This window comes from Amycolatopsis sp. NPDC051371, from assembly GCF_040682155.1.
In the GTDB taxonomy this organism is placed as follows: domain Bacteria; phylum Actinomycetota; class Actinomycetes; order Mycobacteriales; family Pseudonocardiaceae; genus Amycolatopsis.
This window is the reverse complement of sequence record NZ_JBFBAG010000009.1, coordinates 216,455-237,313: the sequence shown is the minus strand read 5'-3', so window position 1 is coordinate 237,313 and position 20,859 is coordinate 216,455. Positions and strand designations below refer to the sequence as shown.

Genomic DNA, 20,859 nt, shown 5'->3' with positions numbered 1-20,859 from the left:
GGCCGCGAACGCCGGTGCAGCCGTGACCCCCGACGCCGCTATCGGTACACAAAGGATGGTGAATAAACGCCGGAACGTGCGGTTCATCGTCGAACTGCCCTTCGTTTCGGTGAAGAACTTCCTCAGGCCTCGGTGTGTCCCAGCAGCGGCCGCGGCACGAACCGGGCCGCCGGGTCGAGCATCGTGTCCAGTTCGAGCACGACGAGTTCGTTGGCCCCCGCGCGGACCACCGGGCCCGGGACGTACAACGTCCGCTGCGGCCCACGTCGCCAGTACCGGCCGAGCGGGAACCCGTTGAGCCACACGAGGCCCTTGCCCCACTCCCCGGTGTCGAGGAACAGATCGGCGGACGTCTCGATCTCGAACGACGCGCGCAGCAGCACCGGCCCGGCGACGGGTCCCTCCACAGTGGACGCTGTCACCGGCGAAGGCAGCGCGGACAGGTCGAGCGGCAGCACGTCCCAGCCGGCCAGCGGCTCGCCGTGCAGCGTCGCGCCGCCGATGATGCCCTTCGCCTCGCCGATCCGCGGGCCGTAGTCGACGCGTCCCTGGTCCTCGACCAGCACCAGCAGCTCGCCGTTCGCCCGCGGCAGCGCGAGCGCGCGGTCGTGGTGCTCGCGCAGCAACGTGCCGACCGCGGCGCCGTCGAAGAACACCGTCGCGCGGTCGCGGACCTCGCCGAACGTCAGGACGCCCGGCCGGTCACCCGAGACGGACGTGCGCAGCAATGCCAGTCGCGGCATCGGCGTCAGGTCGTCGAACGTGGGCAGCTCCTCGTGGAACTCCCAGGTGCCCCACCGCTCCGGGGCGTCGAGCAGCCGGACGGGGTCACGCAGCACCGATGCGAAAACCGGCGCGGGCCGGGCCGGCGGCGGAACGGAGTCCGGCACCTTGTGGTAGCGCGCGATCACGTCGCGGAAGGCGTGGTACTTCGGCGTCGGGTCGCCGGCTTCGTCCAGCGGCGCGTCGTAGTCGTACGACGTGACCAGCGGCTGGTAGACACCCTTGTCGTTCGCGCCGCTGGTGAACCCGAAGTTGGTGCCGCCGTGGAACATGTACAGGTTGACCGACGCGCCCGCGGCGAGCAGCGTGTCGAGCTCGGCCGCCGCGTCCGCGGCCGACGTCGTGTGGTGGTGCGCGCCCCAGTGGTCGAACCAGCCGTTCCAGAACTCGCTGCACATCAGCGGCCCGGTGGGCTGGTGGGCCCGCAGGATCGCGAGCCGCGCCTCGGCGTTCGAGCCGAAGGAGGCCGTGCGGTGGAGTCCGTCCAGGCTGCCCGCTTCGAGCATGTCCGGCTGGTCCACCGTGGTCAGCGGCACGGTGATGCCCGAGGCCCGCGTGTGGTCGGCCAGCGCCCGCAGGTAGCGCTTGTCGTCACCGAACGCGCCGTACTCGTTCTCGACCTGGACCAGCAGCACCGGCCCGCCGCGGTCGACCTGGTGCGGGACGACGACTTCGTAGACCCGCGCGAGGTATTCGCGCACCGCATCGAGATAGCGGGGCTCGTACCGGCGGACCCCGACCGACGAGTCGCGGAACAGCCACGCCGGCAGGCCGCCGTTGTCCCACTCCGCGCAGATGTACGGGCCGGGCCGGACGATCGCGTACATCCCGGCGTCGGCGACCAGCCGCAGGAACCGGTCGAGGTCGAGCCCGCCGGTCAGGTCGAACTCGCCCGGTGAGGGAGCGTGCGCGTTCCACGGGACGTACGTCTCGATGGTGTTCAGGCCCATCCGCCGGGCCTTGTCGATCCGGTCGGCCCACAGGTCCGGGTGCACGCGGAAGTAGTGCAGGGCACCGGAAAGGATCCGGAACGGCCGGCCGTCGAGCAGGAAGTCGGTCTCCCCGATGACGAACTCAGGCATGGCCGCCCGCCTCCGGGCACAGCTGGAGCACGGTCCAGGACAACGGTGGCAGCGTCATGGTGATGGTCGTCCCCCCGGGGTCGGACGTCACGGCGGTGCCGGGCAGGGGCACCGGCCGGACCGGTTGTGAGTCGGCGGTGTTGACGGCGTGGCGCGTCTCGCCGTCGGGTGTGGTGAGGGTTTCGACGGCGTACACGCCGTACCGCGCGCCGCGCAGGCGCAGCCGGACCTCGGTCGGCGACGCCGTGGCCCGGTTGGTGAGGAACACCGCGCCGCGCCCGCAGTCCCCGGCCGTCGCGGCGACGTCGACGAGGTCGACTTCGCCGTGCTGCGCGGTGCGGATGCGCTCGCCCTCGACGGTCAGGCGCAGGCTCACCCCGCTCGCCAGCGCGGCGACCTGCCGGAACGGGTGGAACGTCGTCTGCCGCCACGCCGGGCCGCCGGGCTCGGAGCGGATCGGCGCGATGACGTTCACCAGCTGCGCCTGGTTCGCCATGGTGACGCGGTCGACGTTGCGCAGCAGCGAACTGAGCAGCGAGCCGACGACGACCGCGTCGGTGACCGTGTAGGTGTCCTCGATGATCCGCGGGTGCTCACGCCAGCCGCCCTCGGCGAGCCGCGCCTGGTCGACCTCGTTCCAGCGGCGCAGGTCCCAGACGTTCCACTCGTCGACGCTGATCCCGATCTTCTTGTCCAGGCCCAGCTCGGCGAGGGTCTCGTCGACGATCCCCGCCGTCGTGCGGATGTAGCGGTCCAGCGCGGCGCCGCTGGCGAGGTAGCTGTCGGTGTCGCCGTGCAGCTCCTGGTAGTAGGCGTGCAGCGAGATGTGGTCGACCAGCTCCGCGGTGTGGCGCAGCACCGTGCGTTCCCACGAGCCGAACGTCGGCATGTCCGCGTGCGAGCTGCCCGCGACGACCAGTTCGACGTCCGGGTCGATCATCCGCATGACCCGCGCCGTCTCGGCGGCCAGGCGGCCGTACTCGTCGGCGGTCTTGTGGCCGATCTGCCACGGGCCGTCCATCTCGTTGCCGAGGCACCACAGCTTGAAGCCGAACGGGCGGTCGGCGCCGTTCGCGCGCCGCCGCTCGCTCAGTTCCGTACCACCCGCGTGGTTGCAGTACTCCAGGACGTCGACGGCTTCCTGGATGCCGCGGGTGCCGAGGTTGACCGCGTACATCACCTCGGCACCCGCGGCTTCGGCCCACCCGACGAACTCGTGCAGGCCGAAGCGGTTGGATTCCACGCTGTGCCAGGCCGGGTCGAGCCGGGCGGGCCGCTCCGGTCCGACGCCGTCTTCCCAGCGGTAGCCGGAGACGAAGTTGCCGCCGGGGTAGCGGACCACGGTCGGCCCGAGTTCCCGCACCAGCTCCAGGACGTCACCGCGGAACCCGCGATCGTCCGCGGTGGCGTGTCCCGGCTCGTACAGTCCCGTGTAGACGGACCGGCCCATGTGCTCGACGAACGAGCCGAAGAGCCGACGCGGGACCGGGCCGATGACCTGGGCGGCGTTTCCCACGTCACCTTCGATGTGGACCGTCATCCGGCGCTGACCGTGAAGCCCTGCTGGTTGCCGTAGTCGACGATCGCCTGCTGCCAGGCCGCCAGCCCGGCGTCGAGCCCGGTGGCGTTCAGGTAGGCCTTGCCGGCGGTGTCGCTGAAGACGCTGTTGGCGTAGGTCTGGTACGGCAGGTAGGTCCAGCCCGGCGCGACGTCCTTCGACGCCTGGGTCAGCACCTGGTTGATCTTCTGGCCACCGAAGTACGGCACGGCCTGGTCGACGAACGCGGGCGAGGTCAGGTCGGCCGTGGTGGACGGGAAGCCGCCGCTCTTGATGAACGGCTGGACGCCGCCGTCGTGGTTGAGCCAGCGCACGAACCCCGCGGCCAGCGCCGGGTTGGCGCTCTGCTTGAGCACCGACTGCGTGCTACCGCCGTTTTCCGCGGTGACGGCCTTCTGCCCGTCGTAGGTCGGCATCGGCGCGACCGCCCACTTGCCGCTGCCACCGGGCACCGACGAGATGAAGTTGCCCGGCATCCAGGCGCCGGTGACGAGGGAGGAGATGGTGCCGTCACCGAGGGCGCGGAACCAGTCGTCGGACCACTCCTTGACCGGGGCGAGCAGCTTGCCCTGGATCAGCTGGTCCCACATGGCGGTCCACTTCTTGGTGCCCGCGTCGGCGAAGTTCACCTTCACGTTCCGGCCGTCGACGCTGACCGGGTGCCCGCCGGCCTGCCAGATCATGCTCAGCGCGAACCCGGGGTCACCGGTGTCCGAGGTGATGTACTTGGTGGGATCGGCGGCGTGCAGCTTCTTCGCCGCGGCGATGTACTCGTCCCACGTCTTCGGCACGGCGATGCTGTTCTTGTCGAAGACTTCCTTGTTGTAGAACAGCGCCATCGGGCCGGAGTCCTGCGGCAGGCCGTAGACCCCGTTGCCGTTCTTGACCTGGGCCCACGTCGAAGCGCTGTAGTCCTTTTCGAACGACCCGAAGCCGTACTGGTTCAGGTCGGCCAGTGAATCGGTAAGCGCGAACTGCGGGAGGGCGTAGTACTCGATCTGCGCGACGTCCGGCGCGCCGGAGCCGGCCTTGATCGCGTTCTGCAGCTTGGTGTACTCGTCCTTGTTCGTCCCGGCGTTGACGTAGTTCACCTTGACGTTCGGGTACTCCTTCTCGAACGCGGCGACCTGGTCCTTGGCCGAGGGCGTCCAGCTCCAGTACGTGATCGACCCGCCGGCCTTGAGCGCGGCGTCGACGGAGTCCTGGGTCCCGGTGGCGGCGGCGGGCCCGGACGTGCTCCCGGACGAGCAGCCGACCGCGAGGGCGGCGGCGAGCGCCACGGCGGCGAACGCCTTGGCGCGACTGCGGATACGTGACATCGAGTGTCCCTTCACGACGGTGTGACGGCTCATTGCTTGACGCTCCCCGCGCTCAGCCCCGATTGCCAGAACCGTTGCATGAACAGGAAAGCGATGACGAGGGGGATGATGGTGAGCAGCGACCCGGTGAGCACCAGGTTGAAGATCGGTTGCGCGCCGGCGCCGTTCGCCTGCGCGCTCCACTGGTTGAGCCCGACGGTCAGCGGGTACCACTTCGGTTCGCTGAGCATGATCAGCGGCAGGAAGTAGTTGTTCCAGGTCTGCACCATCGTGAACAGCGCGACCGTGACGATCCCGGGCACCAGCTGGCGCAGGGTCACGGTGACGAAGATCCGGAACTCCCCCGCGCCGTCGATCCGCGCCGCCTCCATCAGCTCGTCCGGGATGGCGTCGGCGGCGTAGACCCAGATCAGGTAGAGGCCGAACGGGCTGATCAGCGACGGGATGATGACGGACAGCGGCGTGTTCGTCAGCCCGAGCTTGCTGAACATCAGGAAGGTCGGCACGGCGAGCGCCGTCGTGGGGACGGCCACGGCGCCGAGGACGATCGCGAACACCGCCCGGCGGCCGGGGAAGCGGTACTTGGCCAGGCCGTAGCCCGCCGCCGTCGCGAGGATCGTCGCGCCGCCGGCGCCGACCACGACGTACAGCAGGGTGTTCCCCAGCCAGCGGAAGAAGATCCCGTTGTTGTACGAGAACGTCTGGCCGATGTTGTCGAAGAGGGCGAACGGGCCGCCGAAGGACAGGCCCGACGTCGAGAACAGCGCCGGCTGGGTCTTGGACGCGTTGATCACCAGCCACACCAGCGGAATCAGGGTGTAGACCAGGTACAGGGCCATGACGGCCGTGAGCGTGCGCGACTTGCGGGGCCGCGTCACCGAGAGCGTGGCCACGTCACATCCCCTTCCGGGAGCCGCGCAGCTGCACGACGTAGGCGATGATCGCGGTGATCACGCCCATCACGATCGCGACCGTGGCGGAGTAGTTGTACTGCTGACCGGCGAAGGAGAGGTTGTAGGCATACATGTTGGGCGTGTAGAAGGTGCCGATGATGTTCGGCACCAGGTTGCGCATGATGTTCGGCTCGTTGAACAGCTGGAAGCTGCCGATGATCGAAAAGATCGTCGCGATCACGATGGCCCCGCGGATCGCGGGGAGCTTGACCGACCGGATCACGCGGAACGTGCCGGCGCCGTCGATCGCGGCCGCCTCGAACAGCTCCGTGGGGATCACCTTCAGCGCGGAGTAGAAGATCAGCATGTTGTAGCCGACGAACTCCCAGGTGACGACGTTGCCGATCGAGGTGAGCAGCCAGTTCTGCGACAGCGGCTTCACCGCGTCGGTGCCGAGCAGGTGGTTGAGGTCGGCGGCCAGTCCGAAGTGGTCGCCGTAGATGAAGCCCCACATCAGCGTGGCGACCACGGCGGGCACCGCGTACGGCAGGAAGATCACGATCCGGAAGAACCCGGCGCCGTGCAGCCGGGCGCTGTCGATCGCCAGTGCCGCGACCAGCGCGAGCAGCAGCATGATCGGCACCTGCACGGCGAGGAACACCAGGACCCGCTGGAAGGCCTCCCAGAACTTCGGGTCGCCGAGCACCTGCGCGTAGTTGTCGGCGCCGACGAACACCGTGCCGCCGAAGAAGGCCTGGTCGCGGAAGAGGCTGAGCACGAACGCGTACACGACCGGCGCGATGAACGTCAGCGCGAACACCAGCATGAAGGGGGCGACGAAGAGCCAGCCTCGCCACTTCCGCCGCGGCCGACGGGCCGGCGGCGCCGGGCGTGCGGGCACCGGGACGGGCGGAGCCGCTGTGGACGTCATCGTCTTCTCCGGTGTTGCAGATGTTTACGTCAACATGGACGGTCGGAGGGTAACGTGTTGACGTAAACATGTCCAGGACACCCGAGGAGACCCCGTGACCGCTGCATCCCCGCGCCGTGGACCGTCGATGGCGGACGTCGCGCGCGAGGCGGGCGTGTCCGGCCAGACGGTGTCCCGCGTGGCGAACGGCAAGACCAATGTGGACGACGCCACCCGCGAGCGCGTCCTCGCCGCGATGCGCCGGATCGGCTACCGCCCCAACAGCGCGGCCAGGGCGTTGCGCAACGGCAAGTTCCGCAGCATCGGCGTGATCATTTCGGCGCTGCCGACGTTCGGCAACAGCCGCACGCTCGACGCCATCGCGGCGGCGGTCGTCCCGGAGGGATTTTCGATCATCCTGATGCCGGTGACGCGCCCGACGCAGGGCGAGGTGACGGGGGCGTTCAGCAAGCTGAACGAGCAGGCCGTCGACGGGGTGATCATCCTGATCGAGCAGCACCAGCTCGACCAGAGCGAAATCGAGCTGCCGCACGGGCTTCCGGTGGTGGTCATCGATTCGAGCGCGAGGTACGCCTACCCGGTGGTCGACACCGACCAGGCCGACGGCGCCGCCACGGCGACCCGCCACCTGCTGGAGCTGGGGCACCCGACGGTGTGGCACATCGCCGGGCCGCCACAGTCCTATTCGGCCGAGCGCCGCCGGAAGTCCTGGCGAGCCACCTTGGAACTGGCGGACGCTTACGTCCCCCCGGTTCTGGTGGGCGACTGGTCTCCGGCGTCGGGGTACGAGGCGGGGTTGACGCTGGCCGCCGACCCTTCGGTGACGGCGGTGTTCGTGGCGAACGACCAGATGGCCCTGGGACTGTTGCGCGCGCTGCACGAGACGGGCCGGTCGGTACCGGGCGACGTCAGCGTGGTCGGGTTCGACGACATGGAGGAGTCGGCCTGCTTCTGGCCCCCGCTGACGACGATCCGCCAGTCGTTCGAGGCAGTCGGGCGGCACGCGGTTTCGGCGCTGCTGGCGGAGATCGAGACGGGTGCGGAGGTCGGTGAGCCGGTGACGGTGCCGACGGAGCTGGTGCTCCGTTCGAGCACCGCGCCGCCGCCCGCCTGACCTCCCGTCCCGCGGCGACGTGCCGAAATTGTCGGTGCCCGCCGGTAAAGTAGAAAACGGGGGGCGCCCCTGCGGCCGGGGTCGAAGCGGCCGGCGGTGGGGGTGAGCCGACCCCGGGCACGCGAACCGACCCTTCGCACGCCAACCGACTCTCAGAGCACGCGAACTGACCCTCCGCACGCGAACTGACCCTGCGGCACGCCAGCCGACCCTCCACGTACACAAGCCGATCCTCCAGGCACGTCAGCCGACCGTTCGCGCACGCGAGCCGACCCTCCAGGCACGTCAGCCGACCCCTGCGGCACGCCAACCGACCCTCCACGTACGCGAGCCGACCCTCCGCACGCGAGCCGAACCTGCGGCACGCCAGCCGACCCTCTACGTACGCGAGCCGCCCCTTAAGGCACGTCAGCCGACCCTCGCAGCAAACGAGTCGACCCGCCAGACACGCGAACGACCCTCCAGGTACGTGAACCGGCCCGCCGAGTGCGCGAGCCGAGCTTTCGTTTCAGCGGGCGGAAGCCGGGGCATTACTGGCCACCAAGCCGGGACCGCCGGTTCCGCGAATGTCGCAGTGGTGTGGACCATTCGGCCCTACCGCAGCAGAAACGAGGCGTCATGCTCGCCATCCTCGCCGCCGTGCTCTTCGGGCTCGCCCTGCTCATGGAGCTGGCCGGGTTCGGCCTCGGCCCGATCATCACCACCAGCACCCTCACCACCGCCGGGCTGCTGTGCGTCGCGCTGCACCTGGCCGGCGTCGCTACCGACCGGTCGCGCTTCAGCCGCAGCCGCCGCCGTCGCTAGCGCGGGACGTCCGGTGCAGGTGACGTGCTGAAGGGGACCTTCACCGCAGCTGATGCGAGGAAAGTCCCCTTCAGCTCAGCTCGCCGCGGACTCGTGCGCGCGCTGCAGCACCTGGGTGAACACCTCGGGTGCCTGGGCGCCGGCGACGCCGAACCGCTGGTCGATCACGAAGAAGGGCACCCCGGTCGCGCCGAGCGCCCGCGCCTGCTCGCCGTCCGCCGCCACTTCGGCTTCGTAGGCGTCCGACTCGAGGACCGCGCGGGCCTCGGCGGCGTCGAGCCCGGCTTCGGCGGCCAGCTCTACCAGCGAGTCACGGTCGAACAGCGACCGCCGTTCGGTGAAGTGCGCGCGGTAGAACCGGTCGACGACGGCGTCGGCCAGCCCGCGCTCGCCGGCCAGGTGCACCAGGCGGTGGCCGTCGACGGTGTTTCCCATGTGGACGCCGTCGAGGTGGTACTCGAGACCGTCGGCGGCCGCACGCTGTTCCATCTGCGCTTCCATTGCGTCGGCTTCTTCGAGCGTCCGGCCGTACTTCTCGGACAGCACCTCGCGCGTCGGCCGGGAGGTCCCGCGCGGGAACGCCGGGTCGAGCTGGAACGAGTGGTGCACGACCTCGACGTCGGCACCGAACTCGGCGACCGCCTGCTCGAAGCGGCGCTTGCCGAGATAGCACCAGGGACAGATGAGGTCGGACCAGATGTCTACGCGCACGACCCCACGCTAACCGCGCGGTGGCACGCACTTCAAAGTAACCGTCGGCGACCTGCGGCGGCGACGTCCAGGCACCGCCGCCCGGACCCCCGAAGCTAGGGTGGGCCGGTGACCGTCTCGACCGACGACATCGTCCGCCACGCGGCGCGGCTGCTGTTCGCCGGCACCCGCCTCGACCTCGGCCGGATGGCCACGGAGCTGGGGATCTCGCGCACGACGTTCTTCCGCCGCGTCGGCAACCGCGACGACCTGATGGGCGCCGGGCTGCGGCTGCTCTCCGACCGGACGTGGCAGCGGGCGCTGGATCGGTGGCACGCCTCCCACGGTTCCTCGGTCCGCACCCCCGAGGGCCGGCTGCGGTGCCTGTGGGTGATGGAGGAGTACCGGCGCGAGGTCGCGGCCAACGAGGGGATGCGCAAGCTGATCGAGGCGGAGTCGGCGGTGGCGTTGCGGGTGCTGACGGACCCCCGCGGCGCGGTCCAGCCGGCTCTCGTCGACGCGCACGTGGAGCTGTTCCGCGCGGACGCCTCGGCGGCGGGGTTGACGCCGCTCGTGGGGTTGCCGGACCTGGCGTTCGCGGTGGTGCGGCTGGGCGAGTCGTTCCTGTACTCGGACGTGCTGGCGGCGCGGACGGTGGACCTGAAGGTCGCGACGACGTTGCTGGACACGTTGGTGCGCGGCGCTTTGGAGCCGGCCCCGGCCCGCTGACGCGTCACTTTCACGAGAAAGTGCGGTCCCCGGCCGCGGCGCAACCGCGGCCGCCTCGGTGGCGCGACGTCATGAACGACTCGTTCATGGCCTCCGACGACAGGAAAGAGCCGTTCACGTCATCGGCTGTCTTCACTGAGCAAGCGCACAGTCGGTCAACTACTCACCCGTTCGGGTGTTGTGGAACATTTCGCTGAAGTGTTTCATAGCAGCACGGGAAAGCGGTTACCCCGCGCCCCGCACGCGGCACCTCCTTCGTTGCCGTGCAACGGTTCCATCGATCCGCCCGCCTGTGTCCGGGCGCGCTTTCGCCTGCCCGGGGAAAGAGAGCGATCCATGTCCGTACTCACCAGCCCGCCGACGTCGTCTGGCTCGGGTGAGAAAGTTTCCCGCCGCCGAGGGTGGCGCGCCAAGACTGCCGGGGTCGTCCTGGCCGCATTCGCGCTGACCACCGGCTTCGCTGCTCCGGCGCCCGCCGCCGCGAACCCCTACGAACGCGGCCCCGACCCGACCAACTCCAGCATCGAAGCCTCGCGGGGCAGCTTCGCCACCAGCACCGTGACCGTCTCGCGGCTGGCCGTCTCCGGCTTCGGCGGCGGCACCATCTACTACCCGACGAGCACGACCGCCGGCACGTTCGGGGCCATCTCGATCGCCCCCGGCTTCACCGCGCTCCAGTCGAGCATCGCCTGGCTGGGCCCGCGGCTCGCGTCGCAGGGCTTCGTGGTCTTCACCATCGACACCCTGACCACCAGCGACCAGCCCGACAGCCGGGGCCGGCAGCTGCTCGCCTCGCTCGACTACCTCACCCAGCAAAGCAGTGTCCGGTCCCGCATCGACAGCACCAGGCTCGGCGTGGTCGGGCACTCGATGGGCGGGGGCGGCACCCTCGAAGCGGCGCGCTCCCGGCCGTCACTGCAGGCCGCGATCCCGCTGACCGGCTGGAACCTGACGAAGAACTGGTCGACGGTCCGCGTACCGACGCTCGTCGTCGGGGCGCAGTCGGACACCGTCGCCCCGGTGGCCTCGCACTCGATCCCGTTCTACACCAGCCTCCCGTCCTCTTTGGACAAGGCGTACCTCGAACTGCGCGGCGCCAGCCACTTCGCGCCCAACTCGTCGAACACGACGATCGCGAAGTACACCCTCTCCTGGCTCAAGCGGTTCATCGACAACGACACCCGCTACGAACAGTTCCTCTGCCCGATTCCGAGCACCAGTCTGTCCATTTCGGACTACCGAGGTAACTGCCCGCACAACGGCTGACAACGCCGGGAGGCGCCGGCGCGTCCGGCGTCTCCCGGTCTCGGGCGCGGTTGGCTTCGGCCGATGGCCCGAACCGCGCGCGACCCGGCCTCTGCGGCAGCCGACCGCAGGCCATGAACGACTCGTTCATGACGCCGGGCGCCAGGGCCCCGGCAAAGTCCCGGTCGAACGCGCCGCCGGCCCACCAAACGTCTTGAATGAGTCATTCAAGTCTTCGGAGGTCCTGAATGAGTCATTCAAGACACGCCGGCTCCCCGGAGCGACCGCCGATCTCGGCCTGGCCACCCGACCTTGCCGAGACCCTGACGCCGGACGCGGTGAAAGACCCTTTCATGACGTCCGCGCCGAGCCGCTGCGGCCGGTAACTTCACGACTTCTGGAAGGCTTCACCGACGCGCCTGAGTCATCCCGGCGCCCAGGACCGTCACAACGTCACGACCACCTTGCCCTTCGCGTGCCCCGCTTCCTGGTACGCGATCGCGGTGCGCAGGTCGTCGAACGGGTAGCTCCGGTCGATCACCGGCGTCAACGCGCCACGCTCCGCCAGCGCGGCCAGCTCACCCAGGACCGCCTTCTTCTCCCGGCAGCCCACCGCATCCGCGAGGACGGCCCGCCGCCGGACCAGCGGACCCGTGGCCAGTGCCGCGAACGCGTGCCTCGCCGGCTGCAGCCAGCGCCCGGCCGGGCCGCCGATGGCCACGAACGTGCCACCCTGGTCCACCACCCGGCGGCACGCCAGGAGCGATCGGCTGCCCGCGATGTCCAGCACGAAGTCGTAGCGCCGGCCGCTGCGGGTGAAGTCCGCCGAGCGGTAGTCGACGACGTGCTCCGCGCCGAGTGATCGGGCCAGCTCGACGTTCGCCGGACTGCAGACGGCGTCGACCTGCGCCCCAAAAGCCCGTGCCAACTGGACCGCGAAGGTGCCGACGCCGCCGGAAGCGCCGTTGACCAGCACTCGTTGCCCGGCTTTCACCCCGCGCAAGGCCAGCAGCGCGGTGACGGCCGCCATCGGCATCGCCGCCGCCTGCTCGTGGGTGAGGTTCGCGGGCATGGGCGCCAGCAGGTCCTCGGGTACGCAGACGTACTCGGCGTAGGCGCCGTTCGGCAGCAGCGCGTAGACGTCGTCGCCGGGGCGGAAGTGCGCGCCGGCCGTCTCGACCCGGCCCGCCAGGTCGCAGCCGAGAATGCCCGCCCGTGGACGGCGCAGGCCGAAACCACCCTGCATCAGCCGCGCGACGTACGGCTCACCTCTCATGAAGTGCCAGTCGTACGGGTTGACCGACGTCGCCCGCACCCGGACCAGCACCTCGCCTTCGGCGGGCACGGGATCGGGGACGTCCTCGTAGGTCAGGCTGTCCGGTGCGCCGTACACGTGCTGGGCCAGGGCTTTCATGTCGCCTCCCGCGATTCTTACGCCGTAAGTCGTACTTCGTAAGCTACGCCGTACAACGTAAGAACGTCAATGGCGCCTTACCTTGTACGATCTTGTGGGTGACGACCGACGCGCGGATCCCCCTCAGCCGCGAGCGCGTGCTGCGTGCGGCGGTCGAGCTCGCCGACGAACACGGGCTGCGCGCGCTGACGATGCGCCGCCTCGCGGAGGAGCTCGGCGCCGAGGCGATGTCGCTCTACTACCACGTGGCCAAGAAGGAAGACGTGCTCGACGGCATCGTCGACGTCGTGGCCGGGGAGATCAACGACGCCGTCGCCCGCGTCGAACCGGCGCCGGAGTGGAAACCCGCGGTGCGGCAGCGGATCCTCACCGCGCGCCAGGTGTTCCTCCGGCACCGCTGGGCGCCGGAGCTGTTCGAGACGAGGTCGTCGACGAGCACCGCGGTCCTGCGCTACTACGACGCGCTGGTCGGCCTGATGCGCGAAGGCGGGTTCTCCTACGACCTGGTCCACCACGCCCTGCACGCGCTCGGCAGCCGCGCGCTCGGGTTCAGCCAGGAGCTGTTCGACCCGAGCGCCGGCCAGTCGGCCGACGTGCCGGTGGACCTGGCCTGGCAGCTGCCGAACCTGGTCGGGATGCTCAGCGAGATCGCCCACGACGACCCGCATTCGACGCTGGGCTGGTGCGACGACCAGGCGGAGTTCGAGTTCGGCCTCGACGTCATCCTCGACGGCTTGGACCGCCTGCGCGAACGGGGTTGATCCGTCCACCAGGTGGGACCGCCGCCCGGCCGGAGGCAGAATCGGCGATGTGTCGCGACCACTGCGGAAGCTCGGCTTCCTGACCATCGGCCTGTTCGACCCCGCCGACCCGCGGCGGGGGCACGAGTCGACCCTCGAGATCATCGAGCTCGGCGAACAGCTCGGATTCGACAGCGCCTGGGTGCGGCACCGGCACCTGCAGCACGGCATCTCGTCGCCGGTCGCCGTGCTCGCCGCGGCTTCGCAGCGGACCCGCCGGATCGACCTCGGCACCGCCGTCATCCCGCTCGGCTGGGAGAACCCGCTGCGGCTCGCCGAGGACCTGGCCACCGTCGACCTGCTCTCCGGCGGCCGGCTCAACCCGGGGATCAGCGTCGGCCCGCCGATGCGCTACGACGAGGTCAAAGGCGCTCTCTACCCGGATACGGCCGACGCCGAGGACTTCTCTTACGACCGCGTGCGACGGCTGCTGGACTTCGTGCGCGGCGAGCCGGCGACCGGCTTCAGCGGCACCGAAGGCTTCGAGGTCTTCTCCGACCGGGTCCAGCCGCAGGCACCCGGGCTCGGCGACCGCCTCTGGTACGGCGGTGCGAGCCTGCGCTCGGCCGAATGGGCCGGCGAGCACGCGATGAACTTCCTGACCAGCAGCGTGGTCAAGGCCGACGGCGGGAGCACGGACTTCGCCGAGATCCAGCTGTCGCACATCCGGACGTTCCGCGAGCACCACCCGGCCGGCGAAGCGGCCCGCGTCTCGCAGGGCCTGGTCGTCATCCCGACCGACAGCGCGACCCCGAGCAGAGCGCGAAATACGAGGCGTACGCCGAGAAGCGGCTTCCCCGCACCGCGGAACCGCAGGGCCCGGCGCGGATGCTGTTCTCCCCCGACTTCGTCGGCAGCTCGGCCGAGATCGCCGACCGGCTCGCCGCGCACGCGGCGTTCCGCGAGGTCGATGAGGTGGCTTTCGCCCTGCCGTTCACCTTCGAACACGAAGACTACGTGCAGATCCTCACCGACCTCGCGGAACGCCTCGGCCCGGAGCTCGGCCGCGACTAGCTGCCGGCCTACTTGTTGGTGCCCGGGGTCAGCACCTTGTCGATCACGAAGACCGTGGCGTTCTTCGTGGGGATGTTGCCGCACAGGATCTTCGCGCCGTTGACGGTCATGTTCTCGCCCGAGCCCTCGATCTTCAGCGGGCCACCGGCGGTGTTCAGCGACTCCAGCGAACCGGCCGACTCGAGGCCCTTGGCGTCGTAACGCTTGCCGACGACGTGGTACTGCAGGATCGGCGCCAGCTCGGCCGGCTTGCCCGCGAGCTCGTTGAACTTCGCGTCACCGAGAGCGGCGAACGCCGGGTCGGCCGGCGCGAACACCGTGATGGCCTGCTGGCTGTTGAGGGTGTCGACCAGGTTGGTGGCCTTGACGGCCGCCACCAGCTTGGTCAGCAGCGGGTTCGTCGACGCGGCCGACGCGACCGGCTGCGGGCCCATCGAGTCGAGCGAGCCGGGCTCGGACCCCTGCGGCAACTGCGAACAGGCCGGGCCGAAGACGTCGGCGTTGGTGGTCATGCCGTTCGACGCACCCGAGTCGGCGCTGGACGACGGCGCCGCCATCGACGACGACGGCGCGGGGACCGGGGCGCTGCTGGAGCTCCCGGAGGAAGCGGTGTCGCTGCCGCTGCACGCGGTCAGCGAAAGCGCGGCCACGGCGGCGAAACCGATTCCGGCGACACGAAGCTTGGTCACGAAAATCACTCCAAAAAAAGCGGCTGTGAACTTCTTCTTGCGGATGATTCGAGCCCGGCCGGGAACCGGATTGCACCCGAACGGGTGATCCGGGTCACCGCGCGGTGAAATTGATGTTGTGCCACCCGAGGCTCACTTGCTGTGAAAGCATGGCTTCGCGCCACGGGCCGTCGTCGATCCGCGATTCCGTCTTGATCGGCGCTTCCCGGCCCCAAGCCGCATTTCAGCCAATAGGCCTGACGCGTCTGCCAGGTCGTCACTTCGAGGTCGGTCACCCATTTCGTGGCCGACACATATCCGTACAACCCGGGAATCACCAGCCGCGCCGGAAAACCGTGCTCGATCCGGCAGCGGTTCGCCGTTCATCCCGATGGCGACCGGGCTGCCGGACGTCCAGCCGTCCACACTGGACGAAAAGAGCTGCTCGGCGCCAGGACGCCTAGGAGGGCGGTCACCCAGCGGCTCGGCTTCGGTGCGGGTCCACCGGGCGTCGGGGACCTTCGTTCGGCCGTCGAGGTGCGCATCGCAGTCCCGTCGGATCGCTAGGCCAGGGAGATCCGGGTGACCGCCGGGGTCGTCGGGCCCGCGGACCCGCCGGCGGGCTCGACGGTGATCCCGATCCGGTCGGTACCCGGCGGGAGGTCGGACATCAGCATTTGCGGCTGCAGGAGCCCGGCGGAGTGCGCCTCGCCGGCCCGGATCAGCCACACCTGGTAGACGTGGGCCGCGTCGAGCGCGGGCAGGTCCGCGGCGAGCAGCACCGCCTGGTTCCGGCTGCGCGAGACGACCAGGGTCGCGTGCCCCTCGCCGACGCCCTGGATCGCCGAGGCGTCGGGCGCGGACAACACGGAGTCGACCGGCGCCGGAGGGGCCGAGGTGACGACGCCGACCCCGACCGCGACGACGGCGGCCGCGGCGGCCCCGAACAGGGCGACGCGCAGCCCGAAACCCCTGCGCCGGCCCAGTTCGGGCCGGGGCACCGGAACCCTCGGCGGCAGCTGGCGGGTGCGGGCCACGCCGGCGAGCACCCGCGCCCGCAGCTCCGGCGGCGGTCCCGCGCTCTCGGCCACGCCCAGCCAGGCCCCGGTCGCCCGCAGCTCGGCCACCTCCTGGCGGCACGCCGCGCACTCCCCGAGGTGCCGTTCGAACCCGGCACGCTCCACATCGGACACCGCGTCCAGCGCGTAGGCCCCGGTCAGCGTGTGCAGCTCGGCGGTCATCGATCCACCCCCAGGCAGTCACGCAGCCGGATCAGACCGTCCCGGATGCGGGTTTTCACGGTCCCGGGCGCCACCTTCAGCACCTCGGCGACCTCGGGATAGGTGTAGCCGTTGTAGTAGGCCAGCACGATGGACTCGCGCTGGAGGTCGGTGAGCTGGTCGAGGCACTGCCGCACGCGCTGCTGGTCGAGAGTGGCCAAAGTGGACTCGGTGACCTCGTCGAACGGCCGCCGCACGTCCATCCGGCCCGCCCGCTCCTCGCGGTCGAGCACGGCCTGGTGCGAGCGCACGCGGTCCACGGCCCGGCGGTGGGCGATCGTCAGCACCCACGACAGCGCGCTGCCGCGCTCCGGGACGTACCTCGTGGCCTTGCGCCACACCTCCACCAGCACCTCCTGCGCCACTTCCTCGGCTTGGGCGTGGTTGCGCAGCACGCGCGTCACCAGCCCGAGCACCGGCCCGGCGATGAGGTCGTACAACGCCGCGAAGGCCGGTTCGTCCCCCGCCGCGACGCGCCGCAACAGCTCCTCGGCGCTCGCCGCGGCCACCGGCGCCTCGTCCGGCTGCAGCCGTAGCCGCCCACGCTCACCCATGCCCGGCACCCTCCACCTCACCCTGCTTGTGAGAGGCGTTCGCGGCCGGACGCCGTGGTGGACTGGTGTGCGGTGACGGTTCCCACCCGGACGGTGCAACTCCGGCGCCGGGACCCATCCGCTGACGGAGTGGCTCCGAAAGACCGGCGTCGGGGTTCGAGTAACGGGTCCGGGGGCTCGGCCGACGTCTTGAATGAGTCATTCAGGACGTCCGGCGCCCTGGATGACTCATTCAAGACACTCCGGCGGCGCGGGGGCTCCGAAAGCTCCGGAAGCCACTCTCGACCGCGCCATCACCCTGAGTGAGAACTTGCCCGTTCGGCCACGCTGACGGTGACGTCGGACACTTCTTGATCACCCCAGAGTGTGAAAGTTTTTCGGAACGCTGGGCGTTGAACTCACCATGGGTTATCCCTGGAACAAGACGAAGTTAACCGACGAGTAGCAAAGGCGGTCCCCATGGCCGACCCGCACAGCGTGACCAGTGCCAGCTTCGACTTCGCCCTGCGAACCTTCGGGGCGTCGCCGCGGCCGGTACCGGCCGAGCTGGAGTACGACACCCGTGACCCCTACGCGGTCGCCGTGGTGCTGCACGCCGGCCCGAGCGCCGTCCGGTGGCTCTTCGGGCGCGACCTGCTCGCCGACGGCCTGCTCGCCCGCTGCGGCGACGGTGACGTGCGCGTAGGGCCCGCCGGCGATCCCGCGCTCGTCGTCGTGGAGCTCAACTCCCCCGACGGCGCGGCCGTGCTCGAAGCACCGGCGAAAGAAATCGCGGCGTTCCTCGACCGGACCTACGACGTCATCCCGGCCGGGAACGAGACGGACTGGTTCGACTTCGACGAGGAACTCGCGAAGCTGTCGTACCAGGATTGAGTACCGTCGCGCGGTGAGCTTCTTCCTGACCAAAGTGCTCGCCGCGCTCGACGACGGCGGTGACCGCCCTCTGTTCCACCGGGGTGGCGTCACGACCTACCACCAGGCCCGCGACCGCCTGCGCCGGCTGCACGGTGGCCTCGGTGACACCGGAACCGTCGCCGTCGACCTGCGCAACCGGCCCGAGACGGTGCTGATGCAGCTCGCCGCCCTCCTGCGCGGCGCGACCGTGCTCATGGTCCCGGCGTCGGCGCCGAAGCAGGACCGGCTCGCTGCGGCCAGGGGCGCCACCGTCGTCACCGACCGGCCGCAGGACTGGCCCGACGGCGACGTCCGCACCCTCGACGACCTCGACGGCGAGCCCGAACCGCTCAGCCCGCCGGAGACCGTCGACCTCCTCTTCCCCACCGGTGGCACCACCGGCACCCCCAAGCTCATCCGCCACAGCGGCATCTACGACGGCATGGCGTACATCTTCACGCCGAACCCGGACGGTCCCGGCCGCACCCTGCTCGTCGCGCCGATGACGCACATGACCGGCAACGCCACCGTGCTTGGCGCCCTCCTGCGCCGCGACACCGTCGTCTTGCAAGACGGTTTCGATGCAGGAGCGGTCCTCGACGCGATCCAGGAGCACCGGATCGACACGCTCTCCCTGACGCCACCGCGCCTGGCCGCCGTGCTCGACCACCCGGCGAGGGAAAGCACCGACCTCAGCAGCGTCCGCTCGCTCTCCCTCGGCGCCGCGCCGCTGCCGCCGCACCGGTTCGCCCAGGCCCTGGACGTCTTCGGCCCGGTCGTCGGGCAGGGCTACGGCCTCACCGAGGCCCCGATGATCGCGAGCATCTCCGCCGCCGAGCTGGCCGGCCACCCCGAGCGGCTGGGCTCGGTCGGCCGGATCGTGCCCGGCATGGAAGCGCGGATCACCGACGACGGCGAGGTCGAAGTCCGCGGACTGTCCATGATGGACGGTTATCTCGGCGGCCCGCCGGTCGGCGCCGGCTGGCTGCGCACCGGCGACCTCGGCCGCTTCGACGACGACGGCTACCTCTACCTCCTCGACCGCGCCGACGACGTCGTCGTGGTCGGTGAACACGGCACGAAGGTGCCCTCGACCGTCGTCGAACACGCCCTCGCGGCGCACCCGGCCGTGCGGAGCGCGGCCGTCTTCGGCGTCCCGGGCATCGACGGTCAGCTGCTGCACGCCGTCGTGGTCGCGTCCGGCGACGTGAGCCCCGAAGACCTCCGAGCGCACGCGAGGGAAACCTTCGGCCAGGAGCACTACGTCCCCGCGAGCGTGGACTTCGTCGACGCGCTGCCCCTCACCGCCGTCGGGAAGGTCGACAAGCGGGCTCTCGTTCAGCTCGTGACGGCGCCGTAGGACGACGACCGGACCAGCTTCGCGTACTTCCCGAGCACGCCTTCCGGGAACTTGTTCGGCAGCGGCTCCCAGCCTTCGCGACGGCGGGCCAGCTCGGCCGCGTCGACCAGCAGGTCGATGCTCCGGCCCTTGATGTCGACGGCGATCCGGTCGCCGGTGCGGACGAACGCGATCGGCCCGCCGTCGGCTGCCTCCGGTGCGACGTGGCCGATGCACAGCCCCGTGGTGCCGCCGGAGAAGCGGCCGTCGGTCAGCAGGAGCACGTCGCGGCCCAGCCCGGCGCCCTTGATCGCCGCGGTGATCGCGAGCATCTCGCGCATGCCCGGCCCGCCCTTGGGGCCTTCGTAGCGGATGACGACGACGTCGCCGGCCTGGATCCGGCCTTCGTTCAGCGCCGCCATCGCCTCCTGCTCGCGCTCGAACACGCGCGCCGGGCCTTCGAAGTTGGCCGTGTCGAAGCCCGCGGACTTCACGACGGCGCCGTCGGGGGCGAGCGAGCCGCGCAGGATGGTGATGCCGCCGGTCGGGTGCAGCGGGTTGTCGAGGGTGCGCAGGACCTCCCCGTCGATCGGCTCGGGAGCCAGCTCGGCGAGGTTCTCCGCGACGGTCTTGCCGGTGACGGTGAGCGCGTCGCCGTGGATCAGCCCCTCGTCCAGGAGCGCCTTCATCAGCACCGGGATGCCGCCGTGGCGGTCGATGTCGTTCATGACGTACTTGCCGAACGGCTTGAGGTCGCCCAGGTGCGGGACGCGGTCGCCGACGCGGTTGAAGTCGTCGAGAGTCAGCTCGACCTTCGCCTCGTGCGCGATGGCGAGCAGGTGCAGCACGGCGTTGGTCGAGCCGCCGAGGGCCATGATGACGGTGATCGCGTTCTCGAACGCTTCTCGCGTGAGGATGTCGCGGGCGGTGATGCCCTTTTCGAGCAGCCCGACCACGGCTTCCCCCGAAAGATGCGCGTAGTGGTCGCGACGGCGGTCCGCGGACGGCGGCGCGGCCGACCCCGGCATGCTCATCCCCATCGCTTCGGCCGCCGACGCCATCGTGTTCGCCGTGTACATGCCACCGCAGGCGCCCTCGCCGGGGCAGATGGCGCGTTCGATGCGGTCCAGGTCGTCGGTCTTGAGCCGGCCTGCCCGGCAGGCGCCGACGGCCTCGAAGGCGTCGATCAGCGTGACGTCCTTCTCGGTGCCGTCGGTGAGCTTCACCCAGCCGGGGGCGATGGTCCCGGCGTAGAGGAACACCGACGCCAGGTCGAGCCGGGCCGCGGCCATCAGCATGCCCGGCAGCGACTTGTCGCAGCCGGCCAGCAGGATCGAGCCGTCGAGCCGCTCGGCCTGCATGACCGTCTCGACGGAGTCCGCGATGACCTCACGCGACACGAGCGAGAAGTGCATCCCGTCGTGGCCCATGGAGATGCCGTCGGAGACGGAGATCGTGCCGAACTGCAGTGGGTAGCCGCCGGCCGCGTGCACGCCTTCCTTGGACGCCTGCGCCAGCCGGTCGAGGGACAGGTTGCACGGCGTGATCTCGTTCCACGAGCTGGCGACGCCGATGATCGGCTTGCGCCAGTCGCCGTCCCCCATCCCGACGGCGCGGAGCATGCCGCGGGCGGGCGCGGCCTCGATCCCGTCGGTCACCGTGCGGCTGCGGGGTTTCGGGTCGATGGTCATCTCAGCGGGCCTCCGATACGACGTTCGGACGCACTGCAGCCTACCCGGGTCCGCGCG

At 70.3% G+C, this 20,859-nt stretch carries 18 protein-coding genes and 2 pseudogenes; 8 read left to right on the top strand and 12 right to left on the bottom strand.

What is annotated here, in order from left to right:
* Positions 1-122 precede the first annotated feature (122 nt).
* From AB0M59_RS14645 to AB0M59_RS14625, 5 genes are read right to left on the bottom strand one after another with little or no spacing between them, the layout of a single operon-like run.
* On the bottom strand, positions 123-1,865 hold the full coding sequence (locus AB0M59_RS14645) for a beta-galactosidase (RefSeq protein ID WP_364614169.1): 1,743 nt from the start codon (positions 1,863-1,865) through the stop codon (positions 123-125).
* The gene (locus AB0M59_RS14640) at positions 1,858-3,405 is read right to left on the bottom strand and encodes an alpha-L-arabinofuranosidase C-terminal domain-containing protein (RefSeq protein ID WP_364614166.1); all 1,548 of its coding nucleotides are present in this window, start codon (positions 3,403-3,405) and stop codon (positions 1,858-1,860) included. Before AB0M59_RS14640 ends, AB0M59_RS14645 begins: the two co-directional genes overlap by 8 nt.
* Positions 3,402-4,742, bottom strand: coding sequence for a sugar ABC transporter substrate-binding protein (locus AB0M59_RS14635; protein WP_364614164.1), 1,341 nt, complete (start codon positions 4,740-4,742; stop codon positions 3,402-3,404). Before AB0M59_RS14635 ends, AB0M59_RS14640 begins: the two co-directional genes overlap by 4 nt.
* A 29-nt stretch (positions 4,743-4,771) precedes the next feature.
* Positions 4,772-5,635: a carbohydrate ABC transporter permease gene (locus tag AB0M59_RS14630; protein ID WP_364614162.1), complete on the bottom strand. Its 864-nt coding sequence runs from the start codon at positions 5,633-5,635 to the stop codon at positions 4,772-4,774.
* Between the two features lies 1 nt (position 5,636).
* Positions 5,637-6,566, bottom strand: coding sequence for a sugar ABC transporter permease (locus AB0M59_RS14625; protein WP_364614159.1), 930 nt, complete (start codon positions 6,564-6,566; stop codon positions 5,637-5,639).
* Between the two features lie 127 nt (positions 6,567-6,693).
* Here AB0M59_RS14625 and AB0M59_RS14620 point away from each other — a divergent pair, with 127 nt between their 5' ends.
* Together AB0M59_RS14620 and AB0M59_RS14615 are read left to right on the top strand one after the other, a co-directional pair.
* Complete coding sequence (locus AB0M59_RS14620; RefSeq protein WP_364614234.1) at positions 6,694-7,680, top strand: LacI family DNA-binding transcriptional regulator; 987 nt, start codon at positions 6,694-6,696, stop codon at positions 7,678-7,680.
* 618 nt (positions 7,681-8,298) lie between these two features.
* On the top strand, positions 8,299-8,484 hold the full coding sequence (locus AB0M59_RS14615; protein ID WP_284746126.1) for a hypothetical protein: 186 nt from the start codon (positions 8,299-8,301) through the stop codon (positions 8,482-8,484).
* A gap of 75 nt (positions 8,485-8,559) precedes the next feature.
* On the opposite strand, the gene AB0M59_RS14610 is transcribed toward AB0M59_RS14615, so the two are convergent.
* Complete coding sequence (locus AB0M59_RS14610) at positions 8,560-9,183, bottom strand: DsbA family oxidoreductase (RefSeq protein WP_364614231.1); 624 nt, start codon at positions 9,181-9,183, stop codon at positions 8,560-8,562.
* A gap of 120 nt (positions 9,184-9,303) precedes the next feature.
* Here AB0M59_RS14610 and AB0M59_RS14605 point away from each other — a divergent pair, with 120 nt between their 5' ends.
* Together AB0M59_RS14605 and AB0M59_RS14600 are read left to right on the top strand one after the other, a co-directional pair.
* A complete protein-coding gene (locus tag AB0M59_RS14605; protein ID WP_364614156.1) occupies positions 9,304-9,903 on the top strand; it encodes a QsdR family transcriptional regulator in 600 nt (199 codons plus the stop codon).
* 336 nt (positions 9,904-10,239) lie between these two features.
* On the top strand, positions 10,240-11,169 hold the full coding sequence (locus AB0M59_RS14600; protein ID WP_364614153.1) for an alpha/beta hydrolase: 930 nt from the start codon (positions 10,240-10,242) through the stop codon (positions 11,167-11,169).
* 424 nt (positions 11,170-11,593) lie between these two features.
* Here AB0M59_RS14600 and AB0M59_RS14595 read toward each other — a convergent pair whose 3' ends face one another.
* Positions 11,594-12,562 carry an NAD(P)-dependent alcohol dehydrogenase gene (locus tag AB0M59_RS14595; RefSeq protein WP_364614150.1) on the bottom strand — a complete coding sequence of 323 codons (969 nt, stop codon included), beginning with the start codon at positions 12,560-12,562 and terminating at the stop codon, positions 11,594-11,596.
* 98 nt (positions 12,563-12,660) lie between these two features.
* Between AB0M59_RS14595 and AB0M59_RS14590 the strand changes: the two genes are divergently transcribed.
* Positions 12,661-13,323 carry a TetR/AcrR family transcriptional regulator C-terminal domain-containing protein gene (locus AB0M59_RS14590; protein WP_364614147.1) on the top strand — a complete coding sequence of 221 codons (663 nt, stop codon included), beginning with the start codon at positions 12,661-12,663 and terminating at the stop codon, positions 13,321-13,323.
* A 49-nt stretch (positions 13,324-13,372) separates the two neighbouring features.
* Positions 13,373-14,376, top strand: a pseudogene (locus AB0M59_RS14585) (LLM class flavin-dependent oxidoreductase).
* Between the two features lie 8 nt (positions 14,377-14,384).
* Here the strand turns inward: AB0M59_RS14585 and AB0M59_RS14580 are convergent.
* The 4 genes and pseudogenes from AB0M59_RS14580 to sigK all read right to left on the bottom strand — a co-directional run bounded on the left by AB0M59_RS14580 (position 14,385) and on the right by sigK (position 16,878).
* On the bottom strand, positions 14,385-15,065 hold the full coding sequence (locus AB0M59_RS14580; RefSeq protein ID WP_364614144.1) for a fasciclin domain-containing protein: 681 nt from the start codon (positions 15,063-15,065) through the stop codon (positions 14,385-14,387).
* A gap of 130 nt (positions 15,066-15,195) precedes the next feature.
* A pseudogene (locus tag AB0M59_RS14575) lies at positions 15,196-15,503 on the bottom strand (molybdopterin-dependent oxidoreductase); the annotation flags it as partial.
* A 104-nt stretch (positions 15,504-15,607) separates the two neighbouring features.
* A complete protein-coding gene (locus AB0M59_RS14570; protein ID WP_364614141.1) occupies positions 15,608-16,285 on the bottom strand; it encodes an anti-sigma factor in 678 nt (225 codons plus the stop codon).
* The gene (gene sigK, locus AB0M59_RS14565) at positions 16,282-16,878 is read right to left on the bottom strand and encodes an ECF RNA polymerase sigma factor SigK (RefSeq protein WP_364614138.1); all 597 of its coding nucleotides are present in this window, start codon (positions 16,876-16,878) and stop codon (positions 16,282-16,284) included. The genes AB0M59_RS14570 and sigK overlap by 4 nt, the downstream gene beginning before the upstream one ends.
* 459 nt (positions 16,879-17,337) lie before the next feature.
* Between sigK and AB0M59_RS14560 the strand changes: the two genes are divergently transcribed.
* Together AB0M59_RS14560 and AB0M59_RS14555 are read left to right on the top strand one after the other, a co-directional pair.
* A complete protein-coding gene (locus tag AB0M59_RS14560; RefSeq protein WP_364614135.1) occupies positions 17,338-17,751 on the top strand; it encodes an SsgA family sporulation/cell division regulator in 414 nt (137 codons plus the stop codon).
* Between the two features lie 13 nt (positions 17,752-17,764).
* Positions 17,765-19,132, top strand: coding sequence for a fatty acid--CoA ligase family protein (locus tag AB0M59_RS14555; protein WP_364614133.1), 1,368 nt, complete (start codon positions 17,765-17,767; stop codon positions 19,130-19,132).
* Here AB0M59_RS14555 and ilvD read toward each other — a convergent pair.
* Complete coding sequence (gene ilvD, locus AB0M59_RS14550; protein WP_364614130.1) at positions 19,111-20,802, bottom strand: dihydroxy-acid dehydratase; 1,692 nt, start codon at positions 20,800-20,802, stop codon at positions 19,111-19,113. The genes AB0M59_RS14555 and ilvD overlap by 22 nt on opposite strands.
* Between the last annotated feature and the right edge of the window lie 57 nt (positions 20,803-20,859).